The organism is Paenibacillus sp. FSL P4-0113 (genome assembly GCF_038009305.1).
GTDB lineage: Bacteria > Bacillota > Bacilli > Paenibacillales > Paenibacillaceae > Paenibacillus > Paenibacillus polymyxa_D.
Window position 1 is genome coordinate 144,642 of sequence record NZ_JBBPAZ010000002.1, and the last position, 16,505, is coordinate 161,146.

At 45.8% G+C, this 16,505-nt stretch carries 15 protein-coding genes; all 15 read left to right on the top strand.

Going from position 1 to position 16,505, the window contains the following annotated elements; all coding sequences use genetic code 11:
* Nucleotides 1-313: 313 nt before the first annotated feature.
* The 15 genes from sucC to fliJ all read left to right on the top strand — a co-directional run bounded on the left by sucC (nt 314) and on the right by fliJ (nt 16,493).
* Complete coding sequence (gene sucC, locus MKX46_RS25245; RefSeq protein ID WP_029516982.1) at nt 314-1,474, top strand: ADP-forming succinate--CoA ligase subunit beta; 1,161 nt, start codon at nt 314-316, stop codon at nt 1,472-1,474.
* Nucleotides 1,475-1,523: 49 nt separating this feature from the next.
* A complete protein-coding gene (gene sucD, locus MKX46_RS25250) occupies nt 1,524-2,453 on the top strand; it encodes a succinate--CoA ligase subunit alpha (RefSeq protein WP_029516983.1) in 930 nt (309 codons plus the stop codon).
* A 226-nt stretch (nt 2,454-2,679) separates the two neighbouring features.
* Nucleotides 2,680-3,798 (top strand): DNA-processing protein DprA, encoded by a 1,119-nt coding sequence (gene dprA, locus MKX46_RS25255; RefSeq protein WP_029516984.1) that lies wholly within the window; start codon nt 2,680-2,682, stop codon nt 3,796-3,798.
* Between the two features lie 352 nt (nt 3,799-4,150).
* A complete protein-coding gene (topA, locus tag MKX46_RS25260) occupies nt 4,151-6,253 on the top strand; it encodes a type I DNA topoisomerase (protein WP_029516985.1) in 2,103 nt (700 codons plus the stop codon).
* 27 nt (nt 6,254-6,280) lie between these two features.
* Nucleotides 6,281-7,621: an FADH(2)-oxidizing methylenetetrahydrofolate--tRNA-(uracil(54)-C(5))-methyltransferase TrmFO gene (trmFO, locus tag MKX46_RS25265; protein WP_039274718.1), complete on the top strand. Its 1,341-nt coding sequence runs from the start codon at nt 6,281-6,283 to the stop codon at nt 7,619-7,621.
* Between the two features lie 26 nt (nt 7,622-7,647).
* On the top strand, nt 7,648-8,190 hold the full coding sequence (gene hslV, locus MKX46_RS25270; protein ID WP_013309881.1) for an ATP-dependent protease subunit HslV: 543 nt from the start codon (nt 7,648-7,650) through the stop codon (nt 8,188-8,190).
* 36 nt (nt 8,191-8,226) lie between these two features.
* Nucleotides 8,227-9,627 (top strand): ATP-dependent protease ATPase subunit HslU, encoded by a 1,401-nt coding sequence (hslU, locus tag MKX46_RS25275; protein ID WP_029516987.1) that lies wholly within the window; start codon nt 8,227-8,229, stop codon nt 9,625-9,627.
* A 409-nt stretch (nt 9,628-10,036) separates the two neighbouring features.
* Nucleotides 10,037-10,444, top strand: coding sequence for a flagellar basal body rod protein FlgB (flgB, locus tag MKX46_RS25280; protein ID WP_013309883.1), 408 nt, complete (start codon nt 10,037-10,039; stop codon nt 10,442-10,444).
* Between the two features lie 6 nt (nt 10,445-10,450).
* Complete coding sequence (gene flgC / locus MKX46_RS25285; RefSeq protein WP_029516988.1) at nt 10,451-10,903, top strand: flagellar basal body rod protein FlgC; 453 nt, start codon at nt 10,451-10,453, stop codon at nt 10,901-10,903.
* Between the two features lie 39 nt (nt 10,904-10,942).
* Nucleotides 10,943-11,257 carry a flagellar hook-basal body complex protein FliE gene (fliE, locus tag MKX46_RS25290; RefSeq protein ID WP_029516989.1) on the top strand — a complete coding sequence of 105 codons (315 nt, stop codon included), beginning with the start codon at nt 10,943-10,945 and terminating at the stop codon, nt 11,255-11,257.
* A 35-nt stretch (nt 11,258-11,292) separates the two neighbouring features.
* On the top strand, nt 11,293-12,876 hold the full coding sequence (gene fliF, locus MKX46_RS25295; RefSeq protein WP_013309886.1) for a flagellar basal-body MS-ring/collar protein FliF: 1,584 nt from the start codon (nt 11,293-11,295) through the stop codon (nt 12,874-12,876).
* Between the two features lie 11 nt (nt 12,877-12,887).
* Nucleotides 12,888-13,904 (top strand): flagellar motor switch protein FliG, encoded by a 1,017-nt coding sequence (fliG, locus tag MKX46_RS25300; RefSeq protein ID WP_013309887.1) that lies wholly within the window; start codon nt 12,888-12,890, stop codon nt 13,902-13,904.
* Entirely contained in the window at nt 13,897-14,733 is an 837-nt protein-coding gene (locus MKX46_RS25305; RefSeq protein ID WP_029516990.1) for a FliH/SctL family protein, read from the top strand. Before fliG ends, MKX46_RS25305 begins: the two co-directional genes overlap by 8 nt.
* Complete coding sequence (fliI, locus tag MKX46_RS25310) at nt 14,720-16,039, top strand: flagellar protein export ATPase FliI (protein WP_029516991.1); 1,320 nt, start codon at nt 14,720-14,722, stop codon at nt 16,037-16,039. The genes MKX46_RS25305 and fliI overlap by 14 nt, the downstream gene beginning before the upstream one ends.
* Nucleotides 16,040-16,049: 10 nt before the next feature.
* Nucleotides 16,050-16,493, top strand: coding sequence for a flagellar export protein FliJ (fliJ, locus tag MKX46_RS25315; RefSeq protein ID WP_029516992.1), 444 nt, complete (start codon nt 16,050-16,052; stop codon nt 16,491-16,493).
* Nucleotides 16,494-16,505: the final 12 nt, after the last annotated feature.

Below are 16,505 nucleotides of genomic sequence, written 5' to 3' on the forward strand. Positions count from 1 at the left end.
TCTTACGGCATGAGTTAATCTCCACTGAAAGAAAAAATACCTAATCATGCTTGAAGAAATAAAGTGCCTCTTAATGCGGATTAGTAATCCCATATTGTAGAGGTGCTTTTTTTGTGTGAATTTGTATTATATATAATATCCAATAATATCCAAACATTCGATTTTGGGAATGATAATGATATCAAAATACTGTAATTCATAAGGTTAAATTATAAGGAAAGCGTTTTAAAAACATGTTACAATGATGTAGGTTTAGTATAGATTTCCTTGTGAACCGCCCTTGTTGCAGTCATGTTGATAGGAGGATTCCAGAATGAATATCCATGAATATCAGGGTAAAGAAGTATTGAAACAGTACGGAGTGGCTGTACCGAACGGTAAGGTTGCCTATACGGTGGAGGAAGCCGTTGCTGCGGCAGAATCGCTTGGGAGCGCTGTTACGGTGGTAAAAGCACAAATTCATGCTGGTGGACGCGGTAAAGCGGGTGGCGTGAAAGTTGCCAAAGGTTTGGATGAGGTGCGGACTTTTGCTGCTGAAATTTTGGGTAAGGTGCTGGTGACGCATCAGACTGGACCTGAAGGTAAAGAGGTCAAACGCCTTTTGGTTGAGGAAGGCTGCGATATTCGTAAAGAATATTACGTCGGTGTTGTCGTAGATCGTGCGACTGGACGTATCGTAATGATGGCCTCAGAAGAAGGTGGTACGGAAATCGAAGAGGTGGCTGCAGCTACTCCGGAGAAGATTTTTAAAGCGGTTGTTGATCCAGCGATTGGGCTTCAGGTGTATCAGGCCCGTAAGTTGGCGTATGACATTAATATTCCTAATGAACTGGTAAACAAAGCGGTCAAGTTTATGTTGGCACTATACGAAGCTTTTGTGGACAAGGACTGTTCGATTGCAGAAATCAATCCCTTAGTCGTTACGGGTGATGGGAATGTACTGGCGTTGGATGCCAAACTGAATTTTGATTCTAATGCATTGTTCCGTCACAAGGATATTTTGGAACTGCGTGATTTGGATGAAGAGGATGAGAAGGAAATTGAGGCATCTAAATACGATCTAAGCTATATCGCTCTGGACGGAAATATTGGTTGTATGGTCAATGGTGCGGGTTTGGCGATGGCAACCATGGATATTATCAAATATTACGGTGGCGATCCGGCCAACTTCCTGGACGTGGGGGGCGGTGCGACGACGGAAAAGGTAACCGAAGCGTTCAAAATCATTTTGTCCGATCCGAAGGTAGAAGGTATTTTCGTGAACATTTTCGGCGGAATTATGCAGTGTGACATCATTGCGAACGGCGTCGTGGAGGCTGCCAAACAGTTGGGGCTGACTCGCCCGCTTGTTGTCCGTCTTGAAGGGACGAATGTTGGGCTCGGTAAACAGATTTTAGCGGAATCCGGTTTGAATATCGTGGCAGCCGATTCTATGGCGGATGGCGCCCAAAAAATCGTCGAACTTGTTCAATAGCCTGTTTGCATTCCGATATGCCGAATAAACGATAGGGGATGTGAAGATCGTGAGTATTTTGGTCGATAAGCATACAAAGGTGATTACACAGGGGATTACGGGAAAAACGGCGTTGTTTCATGCCAAGGGTGCACTTGATTACGGTACACAAATGGTAGGTGGCACCTCTCCAGGTAAGGGGGGCACCGAGGTAGAAATTACACTGGAGAACGGACAACAGGTCAAATTGCCAGTGTTTAACACAGTGAGCGAAGCCAAGGAAGCTACTGGCGCAACAGCGAGCGTGATTTACGTGCCACCGGCTTTTGCAGCAGATTCCATTTTGGAGGCTGTAGATGCGGATTTAGATCTCGTGATTTGTATCACGGAGGGCATTCCGGTGCTTGATATGATTAGGGTCAAACGTTTTATGGAAGGTAAAAAGACCGTTCTGATTGGCCCTAACTGTCCAGGTGTTATTACACCAGGAGAATGTAAAATCGGTATTATGCCAGGTTACATTCATCTACCAGGTCATGTAGGCGTTGTGTCACGTAGTGGCACTTTGACCTATGAAGCAGTGCATCAGTTAACGACCCGGGGTATAGGACAATCTTCCGCTGTTGGTATTGGCGGTGACCCCGTTAAAGGTTCGGAATTCATTGATATTTTGCAACGTTTCAATGAGGACCCCAACACTCACGCTGTCATTATGATTGGAGAAATTGGGGGTACAGCCGAGGAAGAGGCTGCTGAGTGGATCAAGGACAATATGACGAAGCCGGTGGTTGGTTTTATCGGCGGTGTGACTGCGCCTCCGGGCAAACGGATGGGGCATGCTGGTGCCATTATTTCTGGCGGAAAAGGAACGGCTAAAGAGAAAATCGCCACGCTTGAAGCCTGCGGGATCCAGGTGGCACCGACTCCTTCCGAAATGGGCTCGACACTGGTAAGTGTGCTGGAAGCACGTGGTATTTTGAATTTGTGCACGACACATTAAATCGTGTTCCTTCATTAATATACAGGCCATAAAACGCATCGAAATTTGCCGCAGGCTAGTGTATAATGAAAGAAAGGTAAGCAACCTTTTTATCTTCTGAAACAGGGGATGAAAAGGTTGCTTTTTTTGCGTTAAGACAGGCTTATCAGGGAAACGCTTGCAAAATGACTCATTGTGCCACAAAATAAGGGAGGGTTCACTCTTCCGTGAATGGGGGAACCATAGTTTGGAAGAAAGATGGCTTTTGTTAGGCTTACATGAGTTAGAGGGAATCGGAAGAAAAACAATCCAGCGTATTTGGTCGAGTGACTATCAATTGCATGAGCTACTGCATTTTAGCGAACAAAAATGGATTGAGATAGGGTTAAGCCCTGCTCAGGCACGCATTGCGGCCCAGTGTTACGATGAAGAATGGGTGCATGAACGATATCAGCGAGTCCAATCCGGTGATATTGGAACGGTAACTTATGTGGACGAGGATTATCCCCTATTAATGAAGGAAACAGTTGATCCACCCTGGGTAATGTATACAATAGGGGATAAATCACTTTTGCATACATGTTCTGTAGCCATGGTAGGAACTCGCGTTCCCACCGCTTATGGACGTAGAGCAGCGGAGATACTAACAGAGGGATTATGTAATGCAGGGATTACAATAGTTAGCGGATTGGCGAGAGGCATTGACAGTATTTGTCACGAAACAGCCCTGCGCCGGGGAGGAAACACGATTGGTGTACTGGGAACAGCGATCGATCAAATTTATCCTCCCCAAAATGCGTCTTTATTTGCAGAGCTGGCTAGCAAAGGCTTGATCGTATCAGAGTATCCTCCAGGCACAAGGTCGCATCCGGGAATGTTTCCACAACGTAATCGGATTATAGCCGGCCTAACGAAGGGAACGCTTGTCGTCGAAGCAGATGCAAGAAGCGGTTCTTTGATTACAGCTGATGCTGCGCTAGAGGCAAATCGAGATGTGTTTGCTGTTCCCGGACCCATTACGTCACCGAAGAGTAGAGGCACGCTGAGCTTGATTAAGCAAGGAGCCAAAACAGTCACTGAAGCTTCGGATATTATTGAGGAGTATGAAGCGGATTTGCGTACAAGGGAGGTTTCTTCATACAATAGAGAGCAGAGTCCTAATCTGAAGGAGGTCTCCAAATTGCCAGAAAGTGAGACTTCTGAGGAAAACCGTGTCATACTGTTGCTCGAACAGGGAACCATGACTCTGGATGAACTGCTCGATGCTACGGCATGGGATTTTGGACTTTTACACGCAGTTCTGTTATCGTTAATCATAAAAAAAAGGATCGCCCAGCTAGCGGGCACAAAATACAAGCTTATTTAGTAGTTGTTTTTGCAAAGTCCTTAGTAAATGCACAAATTTAATTTTAAACATCAGGTGGAGGGCAGTATGGCATTTATCCGCGCCGCGGATTCCTACTCCTTCCCCACTTCCTGAAATGTGTTGAATTTATAGCTCGTACTAGTGAAGCGTTGGATTTGAACTTGGAAAAGCGACAGCGTTCGCCTTTGTAATGGAATTCTAACTTTATCGAAGGTTTATAAAATCTAAGAATTCCGTTACAAACAGCAATTGTAAGATCAATTCCATCGTGTAGCTTCTCTACGAACTATAGCTCACCACATTTCAGGAAGTCTATCATACTCATGTGTGTAATTGAGAGGAGGAAGAGCCTATGGCGGATTCACTCGTCATCGTGGAATCGCCTTCCAAGGCGAAGACGATCGGCAAATACTTAGGCAGCAAATATATCGTCAAGGCTTCCATGGGTCATATCAGGGATTTACCGAAGAGTCAGATCGGCGTAGAGGTCGAAAATGATTTTAATCCCAAATACATTACCATTCGAGGTAAAGGCTCAATTCTAAAAGAATTAAAGGATGCCCGAAAAAAAGTGAAAAAAGTATATCTGGCGGCTGACCCGGATCGCGAAGGTGAGGCTATTGCCTGGCATCTAGCGCATGCGCTGGAACTGGACGATACGGCAGATTGCCGTGTGGTATTTAATGAAATTACAAAGCAGGCTGTCAAAGATGCTTTTAAAACACCCCGTAAAATCAATATGGATTTGGTCAATGCTCAACAGGCACGACGGATACTGGATCGACTTGTAGGCTACAAAATCAGCCCGTTGCTCTGGAAAAAGGTGAAAAAGGGCCTATCCGCTGGGCGTGTGCAGTCGGTTGCGGTGAAAATTATTCTGGACCGGGAAAACGAGATCAGTGAGTTTGTACCAGAAGAATACTGGACGATTACAGCTAAACTAGCTATTAAAGACAGCACCTTTGAAGCGAAATTTCATAAGCTGCGCGGTGAAAAGAAAGAACTCTCCAGCGAAGCGGATGTACAAGAAGTGTTGGAAGCTATCGGAAAATCGTCTTACAAGGTGCGCGATGTGAAAGAGAAAGAGCGTTTACGCAATCCTTCTCCTCCATTCACAACAAGTTCCTTGCAGCAGGAGGCGGCTCGGAAGCTCAACTTCCGTGCTTCTAAAACGATGTCTGTAGCTCAGCAGCTATATGAGGGTGTGGATTTAGGTAAAGAAGGGACCGTGGGTCTAATTACGTATATGCGTACGGATTCCACACGGATCGCCGCTTCAGCTCAAGAGGAAGCGAAAGAATTAATTATTCAAAAATATGGCGAAGCTTTTGTACCTGAAACTCCTCGTCAATATTCAAAAAAAGCGGCCAACGCCCAAGATGCGCATGAAGCGATTCGCCCAACCTCTGCGTTACGCGAACCGGAAACAGTTAAACCGTTTATGAGTCGGGATCAGTTCCGTTTGTACAAATTGGTATGGGAACGTTTCATGGCCAGCCAGATGGCTTCTGCTATTATGGATACTTTGTCCGTAGATATTGAAGCGGGTGAGACGATATTCCGGGCAGCAGGTTCGAAGGTTCGTTTTCCAGGTTTCATGAAAGTGTATGTAGAGGGAAATGACGACGGTAAAACCGAAGAAGATAAACTGCTGCCACCACTTCAACCAGGCGATAAATTAAAAAAAGAAGCAGTTGAGCCGAAGCAGCATTTTACACAACCGCCTCCCCGTTATACGGAAGCGCGACTTGTTAAGACGCTGGAAGAACTGGGTATAGGACGTCCAAGTACGTATGCGCCGACGCTGGAAACCATTCAGAAACGTGGGTACGTTGCTATTGAAGAGAAGAAGTTTTTCCCTACAGAGCTGGGCGAATTGGTCATCGAACAGATGGAGGAGTTCTTTCCAGAGATTTTGAATGTGGAGTTTACAGCTCATATGGAAGGTGATCTTGACCACGTCGAAGAAGGCGAAGGTAATTGGGTCAAAGTGTTGAGTGACTTTTACGAGTCATTCGAGAAGCGACTTGAAGTGGCTGAAGAAGAAATGAAAGAAATTGAAATAAAAGATGAAGTATCCGATGTTATTTGTGATAAGTGTGGCAGCCAAATGGTCTATAAGCTTGGCCGATTTGGTAAATTCCTGGCCTGTTCTGCTTTTCCAGATTGCCGTAACACAAAGCCAATTGTTAAGGATATCGGGATTGATTGTCCTACATGCGGTGAGGGACATGTTGTCGAACGACGAAGTAAAAAGGGACGTATCTTTTACGGATGTGACCGCTACCCGGAATGTGATTTTGTATCCTGGGATAAACCGTCCATTAAGCCTTGCCCAAGTTGCAGTAGCCTAATGGTTGAAAAACGTACGAAACAAGGAACGAAGCTCAACTGTACTGTCTGCGATCACAGCGAAATGCTGGAAGAGAGCGATGAGAGTGTAGAGACTTCTTAAGAACAACATTAGCAGGGGGATTTAAACGTGAGTGAACTACAAAAGGTAACGGTCATCGGAGCAGGCTTGGCGGGCAGCGAAGCTGCCTGGCAAATTGCAAGCCGTGGAGTGCCAGTCAAGTTATATGAAATGAGGCCGGTTGTAAAAACACCAGCACATCATACAGATAAATTTGCCGAACTGGTATGCAGTAATTCCTTGAGGGCAAACGGCCTAACGAATGCAGTAGGCGTACTGAAGGAAGAGATGAGAATACTGAACTCCTTGATTCTGAGCGCAGCAGATCGTCATGCTGTTCCGGCTGGCGGTGCATTGGCAGTAGATCGTGACGGATTTTCCGGTCATATTACTGATACGCTTCATCAACATCCTTTGATCGAGGTTGTTAATGAAGAGCTTCAGGAAATCCCACAGGACGGTATTGTGGTTATTGCGACGGGGCCTTTAACTTCTCCAGCTTTGTCGGAACAGATTAAATCACTGATGGGAGAGGAGTATTTTTATTTTTACGATGCGGCGGCCCCGATTGTGGAAAAGGACTCTATCGACATGAGCAAGGTTTATCTGGCTTCCCGTTATGATAAGGGAGAAGCAGCGTACTTGAATTGTCCGATGAACGAAGCGGAATTTGATGCTTTTTATGAGGCTCTGATTACGGCTGAGGTAGCGCAAGTCAAGGAATTCGAAAAAGAAATTTATTTTGAAGGCTGTATGCCCATCGAAGTGATGATGCAACGTGGGAAACAAACGGCATTGTTCGGACCTATGAAACCTGTGGGTCTCGTAAATCCGCATACAGGTGAACTGCCTCACGCAGTTGTTCAGCTTCGGCAGGACAACGCTGCAGGAACGCTGTATAATCTGGTTGGTTTCCAGACTCACCTCAAATGGGGGGAGCAAAAGCGTGTATTTTCAATGATTCCGGGTCTTGAAGAGGCAGAGTTTGTACGTTATGGTGTGATGCATCGCAATACCTTTATTAATTCACCGCAGCAACTTCATCCAACCTATCAGTTCAAGGGAAGAAGTAATCTATTCTTCGCCGGACAAATGACCGGTGTAGAGGGATATGTGGAGTCGGCAGCTTCTGGTCTGCTGGCCGGGATGAATGCGGCACGAGCAGCACGTGGACAGGAAATGTTTGTATTTCCTGCAGAAACGACATTAGGCAGCATGGCGCGGTATATTACGACCGCTGATTTTAAACATTTTCAACCGATGAATGCAAACTTTGGTTTGCTTCCAAAGTTGGAAAAACGGATTCGTAACAAAAAGGAAAAGAATGAAGCTCTCGCTAGTCGCGCGTTGGAAAGTTTGCGCGGTTATATCAATGAAACGGGAGTTATATCAGCTGAAGTACAGGCATAGGGATGAAGGAAAAGGAGGAGCGCGTTATGGATATGTCCTTTCATGCTACCACCATCTGCGCTGTACGCCACAATGGCAAAGGAGCTATTGCGGGTGATGGACAGGTAACGTTCGGTAACAGTGTTGTAATGAAGCAGACGGCAAAAAAAGTACGCAGATTGTATCGTGGTCAGGTCGTTGCAGGATTTGCGGGTTCGGTGGCCGATGCTATCACGTTATTTGAAAAGTTTGAAAATAAGCTAGAGGAACACCACGGAAATCTTCAAAGAGCAGCCGTGGAACTGGCCAAGGACTGGCGTCAGGATCGTATCCTGCGTAAACTGGAAGCGCTTATGATTGTGATGGACTCTTCCGGGATGCTGCTCATTTCTGGAGGCGGCGAAATTATCGAGCCGGATGATGATGTGCTTGCCATTGGCTCAGGTGGCAATTTTGCATTGGCTGCTGCCCGCGCTTTCAAACGCCATGGCTCTGGCATGGAAGCAAAGGACATGGCACGGGAAGCGCTAGAGGTTGCTTCGGAAATATGTGTGTATACGAACAATCAGATTATCGTGGAAGAACTGTAAATCGGCTCTGAGTATTCAAGGGTGGAGGAGTGCAAAATGAATAATCAATCGTTGACGCCCAGACAAGTGGTATCCGAGCTGGATAAGTATATTGTCGGACAAAAGGAAGCAAAAAAATCTGTTGCTGTTGCCTTGCGCAACCGCTATCGGCGTAGCAAGCTGCCGGATGACATACGGGATGAGATTGTGCCTAAAAATATTTTGATGATCGGACCGACTGGTGTGGGTAAAACTGAAATTGCACGTAGACTTGCACGGCTCGTGGGGGCTCCTTTTGTCAAGGTAGAGGCGACCAAATTTACAGAAGTAGGTTACGTCGGTCGTGATGTGGAATCCATGGTGCGTGATCTGATGGAAACCTCCATTCGCATCGTCAAGTCGGAACGAACAGAGAATGTGAAGGACAAAGCGGAGGACATGGCAAATGAACGGATTGTCAGCATCCTTGTACCTGCAGAAAAGTCAAACAAATCGCAACGTAATCCCTTTGAAATGCTGTTTGGCAATAACACGGGAACTTCGGTAGAAGAAGAACCACCACAACAGGATGGATCTTTGGCAGAAAAGCGCCGTAAGGTTAAATTCGATCTGTTGTCCGGTAAGCTTGAGGATGATGTCATAGAGATTGATGTGGAGGATACTGCACCCAATATGCTCGATATGTTTGCTGGGCAAGGGAATGAACAAATGGGTATGAATATGCAGGAGATGTTCGGAAGTTTTCTGCCCAAGCGGACGAAGAAGCGCAAGCTGCCAGTCAAGGAAGCTCGCAAGGTGTTGATTCAAGATGAAGCCGCCAAATTGATCGATATGGACGATGTGATTCAGGAGTCTGTGAAGCGTGCTGAGCAATCGGGTATTATTTTTATCGATGAAATAGATAAGATTGCCAGCCAGGGTAAGGGGAGTGGCCCCGATGTGTCGAGAGAAGGCGTCCAGCGCGATATTTTACCTATTGTCGAGGGATCTACCATCATGACCAAATACGGTCCGGTAAGAACAGATTACATTCTGTTTATTGCTGCAGGAGCTTTTCATGTTGCAAAACCATCTGACCTGATCCCTGAGCTTCAGGGCCGTTTTCCAATCCGTGTGGAATTAAGTAGCCTGACTTTGGATGAGTTTGTGTCGATACTGACGGAGCCTAAAAATGCGCTGACCAAGCAATACACTGATCTACTCCGTACCGAGGAGATTGAAGTCGAATTTTCTGCGGAAGCGATTCGTGAGATTGCCAGTATTGCTGAGTCTGTAAATCGCAACACCGAAAATATTGGCGCACGTCGTTTGCATACCATTCTAGAAAAGCTGCTGGAGGATCTGTCGTTTGAAGCACCAGAGCTTACATTGGATCGTATGATCATTACCCCGGAATATGTACGTGAGAAGCTGGGAGATATTGCCCAAAACAGGGACCTTAGTCAGTATATTTTATGAATAGGGTTTTCTAAAAATAGGGTGTGTGGTCCAGAATAACACTATCTTGCACCGTCATTTAGACCTAGATGATGGTCAAGTTGATGATTTTTCTGTCTATTCCAAAAGTAGGACGTATAATCTTTTACAGGTGTAAAGTGCTAAGAAAACATTCATTTTCTTGAAAAAAACCTGAAAAATTTAACAATTTATGCATCTAAAGCCCTCTTTTTTTAAAAAGATAGGGCTTTTTTCTTATTGTAATTAGGTCCCAACTCTACGAAACTTAGAATATATGACAGAAAGTTATTATTTTCTACTTAAGACCTAAAAGAAATGTATAATTATGAAATTTTATTGTCGAAAAAAAGTGAAAAATCTTGTTTTATTGAATCTTACTTTGGAGTAGACGCTGGGAGGGAGGAGCTAAATGAATCTGCTGGGTGATATGAGCTTTCAAAAGCTTCAGGCAGGTGTACAGGCGGCAAATACGAGACAACGTGTGATGGCTGACAATATTTCCAATGCGGATACCCCGTATTTTAAGCGTTCGGAGGTTTCATTTGAAGAACTGCTTCAGCAGCAAATGGACGGGGATGTCACACCACTACGTGGAAAAGTAACCAATTCAAGACATTTTCAAATAGGACCTGTGAACTCCATTCCAGATGCCACGGTCACCAAAGATGGGTACTCAGTCATGAATAACAATATGAACAACGTAGATATCGACAGAGAAATGAGTCTTATGGCTGAAAATCAACTAAGATATAATACCTACATCCAAGAAATTAATGAGCGCATCAAGATGATGAGAACAGCGGTAGAAGGGAGATAGGAATAGGTGAAGATTAACAACGGCTTTGATATTAGTGCGTCTGCTCTTACTGCCCAACGGTTGCGGATGGACGTTATATCTAGCAACATTGCCAACGCAGAGACAACTCGGGCGAAAGTAGAGAATGGACAAGCAGTTCCATATCGGAGAAAAACGGTTGTTTTGGAGCCGAACCAATCTGGCTTTGCCGATGTTTTGAAGGCTCAAATGGAAGGAAGTAGAACTAGCGCTGCTGGCGTTAAGGTTTCGCAAATTCAGGAAGATCAGTCACCTTTGAAGCCTGTGTACAATCCGGGTCACCCGGATGCTGATAAAGATGGCTATGTATATATGCCTAATGTAGACATTATGAAAGAAATGGTCGACATGATTTCCGCAACACGCTCATACGAAGCCAATGTAACAGCTCTGAATGCATCAAAGGCTATGGTTTCCAAAGCGCTTGAAATCGGTCGCTAAGCTCTAGGACTACTAATTACTTAATAGGGAGAGTAAAACATGATTCAGAACGCCATGTTTAATGTACAGACACCGGTAATACAGCAGATTCAATCGCCTAACAATGAGTTGGCGAAAGCGACGCCTTCCGAATCCTTGAAGGACTTTGGTTCCTTCCTAAAGGATGCTCTCAATGAAGTAGGGCAGCAGGAAGCCGCTACGCACCAGATGTCCGACCAATTCATGGCAGGCAAAGTTGATGTAGATCAGGTCATGATCACTTCCCAACAAGCGCTGCTTTCCCTGCAGCTTACTACACAGGTCCGAAACAAAGCGATCGAAGCCTATCAGGAGATCATGCGTACACAGATGTAAAGAGGGTTTAGCAAAGTTTCGGATGGGGTGACGGAGTGAACGAGAGAATCGCCCAATATCGGGATAAGATTTCCGGGTATTGGAATAATTTTAGCAAAAAACAGAAGATATTACTTGTTTCGACATTAGCATTCATCATTATCGCTGTTGTAGTGCTAACGATGCAGTTTACCAAAACCGAGTATGAAGTGGCTTTCCGAGATTTAAATGCTAACGATGCTGCCGGAGTCATTAAATATCTCGATTCTGCGGGTATACCGTATCAACTTAATGCTGGTGGGACACAAATCTCAGTCCCAACCGCTAATGCGGATAAGGCGAAGGTAGATGTTGGGTCTCAAGGCCTGATTCAGAAGGGTTCAATCGGCATGAGCGCTTTTGACCAGTCCTCCTCTGCCATTGGCATGACGGAGAACGAGTTCAATGTGAAGTACAATAATGCATTGAACGGCGAAATACAGCAACTGTTGGAACGGATGGATGGTGTCCAAAGCTCCAAAGCTGTCATTAATATGCCAAAGGAAAACATTTTTGCCGGACTTGAGGAAAAGGACAAAGCCTCCGCTTCGATTCAAATGGAATTCGAGCCTGGCTTTACTCCAAATCAGCAGGCGATCGATGGATACTTTAATCTGGTAAAAACGGCAGTACCGAATCTTCCAGTGGAAAACATTACGATCACTAATAAGGAATATGAGTTGATTCCAACGGCCAAGGGCGGCCAAGGTGGGCTCACTAGTGGTGTTCAAGAAAACATGGCTCTACAGAAGAAGTTTGAGAGCGATGTAAGGAATAATGTTCAACAATTTTTGTCGAAAATTGTTGGAGACGACAAGGTAAATGTACTTGTGATGTCCCAGCTAAATTTCGACAAAGTAACATCAAAGGAACAAATGGTCACACCTGTTGACCAAACGAAAATGAAGGGTATTGAAATTAGCGCCCAACAAATTCAGGAAAGCTATACAGGTAGTAGTGGACAAACCGGAGGAGTTGCAGGAACAGGAACACAGGATGTTCCGGGCTACCCCGGAGGAGCTAATTCCGGCAATACCAGCTCAGATAAGAGCTCAAGTACGATTAACTACGAAGTTAACCGAATTGCAAGGGATATTATCCAAAGTCCGTATACTGTAAAAGATTTAACCATTAATGTAGCAGTTGAACCACCAACAGGTCAGCAAACGTTGGATACTGCAACTCAGACAGCAATTCAAAATATTTTGGTTAATATCGTAAGAGCGTCGTTGGCGAATTCTGGTACTACAATTACAGACGCTGATTTGGCTAAGAAGGTTTCGGTGTTCTCACAAGCAGTTCCGGCGCCTGCGAGCACAAATACATTCTTCTCAGCTTCCAACCCTTGGCTATGGGGCATCGGAGCTGCTGTTCTGGCACTGCTGGCGGGTGTAATCTTCCTCATCGTACGCGGTCGTCGTAAGCAGGAAGAAGAGTTGGATGAAGAATTGCAACTTATGCCAACGCCGACGGAGTTCCCGTCTATTACCATGGAAAGTGTGACAAATGAAAGTCAAGTGCGTAAACAGCTTGAAAGTCTGGCGAAAAAGAAACCCGACGAATTCGTCAATCTGCTTCGTACATGGCTGGCTGACGAATAGAGGTGAGTTCATTGGCAAAGGCAAGCAGTCAAGGTTTAACGGGAAGACAGAAAGCAGCTATACTTCTGATCACAATGGGACCAGAGGTATCTGCTCAAATATTCAAGCATTTGCGTGATGAGGAGATCGAGCAACTTACATTGGAAATTGCCAATGTGCGGAAGGTCGATGCCATTGAGAAGGACTCCATCATGGCCGAGTTTCATCAAATTTGTTTGGCTCAGGAGTACATTTCCCAAGGCGGTATTAATTACGCTAAAGAAATATTGGAAAAAGCACTCGGATCGCAAAAAGCAGTTGAGGTCATTAACCGTCTAACAGCGACGTTACAGGTAAGACCCTTCGATTTTGCCCGCAAAGCTGATCCAAACCAGATATTGAATTTTATACAGAATGAGAATCCGCAAACGATTGCTCTCGTGCTTTCGTACTTGCAATTCGAGCAGGCGGCTGCAATTCTGTCGTCTCTGCCACAGGAAAAGCAGGCAGATGTGGCCCGGCGTGTCGCTGTCATGGACAGTACATCTCCGGAAGTTATTTCCCAGGTGGAACGAGTGTTGGAGCAAAAGCTGTCTGCAACCGCGACGCAGGATTATACGAATGCAGGTGGTATCGAGTCCATTGTTCAGATTTTGAATGGCGTAGACCGCGGAACCGAACGTACGATTCTCGACTCGCTTGAAATTCAAGATCCAGAACTGGCTGAGGAAATTAAGAAAAGAATGTTCGTGTTCGAGGATATCGTCAATGTGGACAACCGTTCCATTCAGCGCATTGTCCGCGATATCGACAATGCAGATTTGCAATTGGCGCTTAAAGTATCCAGTGAAGAAGTACGTGATGTGATTTTCCGAAATATGTCGAAACGTATGGCAGAAACCTTCAAAGAGGAAATGGAGTACATGGGACCGGTGCGGTTGCGTGATGTGGAAGAAGCACAGACACGTATCGTATCGACGATCCGCAGATTGGAAGAGGCCGGTGAGATTATAATCGCACGCGGCGGAGGAGATGACATCATTGTCTAACTTGATCAAATCTTTCCAATATGTTCCTGTAGAGGCTTTGAAAACAATTGATGTGGCACATACGTATGCGCCAGAAACGACGGACGAAGAAATCACAACTGAATATACGGAGCCGGAGCCTCAGCGAGATCATGAGGCTGAACGGCTACGGGATGAAATGCTGAAAGATGCTAAGGATTTTGCCGAACGTCAGGTTCGCGAGGCAGCTGAAGAAGCGGAACGGATGCTTCAGGAGGCGCAGCAGCAGATTGAAGCCTGGTGGCAGGAGCGACGCGAGCATGACGATCAGCTGACTCAGTCGTTAAAGGCTGATGGGTTTCAGCAAGGATATGAAGAAGGTCAGAAGCTGGCTGAGGCCGAGCTTCAGACGAAATCAGAGCAGATGATGGAAGAAGCACAGGATATTCTACGTCAGGCCTATGAGATAAAGGAACAACTAATTCAGGAAGCTGAGCCTTTTCTGGTTGAACTGAGTAGTGCTATTGCTGAGAAGGTCATTGAGAAACAGCTTAGCCTTGAGCCGGACTACACGATAGAATTAATTCGTAAAAATTTGGCTCGTAAGCGGGAAAAAGGAACCATTACATTGTGTGTGTCGCCTCAGCATTTCGCATTTGTGCAAGGTGCACGAGAAGAATTGTCATTAACTGTCGATTCGCAGGCAGAACTGCAAATTATTCCTGATGGTACCGTGAAAGATCGCGGTTGTGTTATCCGTTCTTCTTTTGGGAGCGTGGATGCGCGGATTGATACGCAATTAGCTGAGATCAAAAAGGAACTACTGCGTCTGGCACATGAGAATGAGGAGCGAAGACATGAAGGGGCTTAATACGCAGCGCTACATGGATCATTTGCGCCAGCTGGACCCGGTTCGGGTAAATGGCAAGGTTACGCAGGTTATCGGCCTGATGGTTGAATCGGAAGGTCCAGATGCCAGTATCGGGGATGTTTGTTACATTTATCCGGGTAAAACGGCAAAGCCGTTGCAAGCGGAGGTTGTAGGCTTCAGGGACAATAAAGTGCTTCTAATGCCACTTGGAGAACTGCAATCCATTGGTCCCGGTTGTGATGTAGTAGGAACAGGGAAGCCGTTGAATGTGCAGGTCGGGTCGGAACTGTTAGGCAAGGTGCTGGACGGCTTGGGTCAGCCTCTGGATGGCTCATTGATTCCCTCGCGAATGGCGAGATATTCAACCTTCAATATTCCGTCCAATCCGCTGAATCGTCCGCGTGTGCAGGAACCAATCAGTATCGGGGTGCGCGCTATTGACGGGTTGCTTACTATCGGTAAAGGACAACGGGTTGGTATTTTTGCAGGTTCGGGTGTAGGTAAAAGTACCTTGATGGGAATGATTGCCCGTAATACGGAAGCTGATGTGAATGTAATCGCCTTGATCGGGGAACGTGGACGCGAGGTGCTGGACTTTATTGAACGGGATTTAGGTCCGGAGGGACTAGAACGTTCCGTGGTCATTGTGGCAACTTCCGACCAACCTGCGTTAATCCGTATTAAGGGTGCACTTATTGCAACGACGATCGCGGAATATTTTCGGGACCGCGGGTTGAATGTCATGCTGATGATGGATTCAGTTACCCGGTATGCGATGGCCCAACGTGAAGTCGGCCTAGCCGTAGGGGAGCCACCGGCAATGAGAGGGTACACACCTTCCGTGTTTGCTAGTCTACCTAAGCTTCTAGAACGTGCAGGGACAGGCCCTACTGGCTCCATAACCGCTTTCTATACGGTACTGGTCGATGGTGATGATATGAACGAGCCCATCGCGGATGCGGTGCGCGGGATTTTGGATGGACACATTGTCTTGAATCGTGGAATTGCGAACAAAGGACATTTTCCGGCAATCGATGTGTTAGCGAGTATTAGCCGGGTTATGAAGGATATCGCACCACGAGATCAGATAGACGCTGCCGAGAACATTAAGCGCTTGATGGCCATTTACAAAGATTCGGAGGACCTGATTAATATTGGGGCCTATCAGCAGGGTTCAAATGCAGAAATTGACGAATCCATGGAGCGTATACGGGATATATGGGATTTTACAAGACAAAGAACAGATGAAAAGGCTGAGCTGGACGAGGTAAGAGAGCGTTTGATTTCTGAATTTACGAGGAGATGAAGGTTGAACGATGAGATTTCAGTATTCCTTTCAGAAAGTTGTAGACTTGAAAACCAACGAAAAGTCACAGGCCGAATGGTTGCTTTCCAGTGCTGTTGGACAATTGCAGGCTGAGGAGCAGACATTAACACAGCTTGTAGGCGAAAGGAATCGAGTCATATCAGCCATTCAAAAGGCTGCCGAGGATTGCGCACCACTCTCTACCATTCAGGAATTACAGGCTTATGTTAATCATCTGGACCAATGTATTACACGCAAGCATAGGGATGTTCAATATGCGCAGCAAAATGTGCAAAGCAAACAAACCGTTTTGACCGATAAAATGCTGGATGAACAGGTTTGGCTGAAAGCGAGAGAGAAGGCCAACGTGAAATTCCAACAGGAAGTGCTCCTGCGCGAGCAGAACGAGCTGGATGAAATGGCTTCCGTGCGATTTGCCATGAAAGCCCGGTAAGCGGAAAGTCAT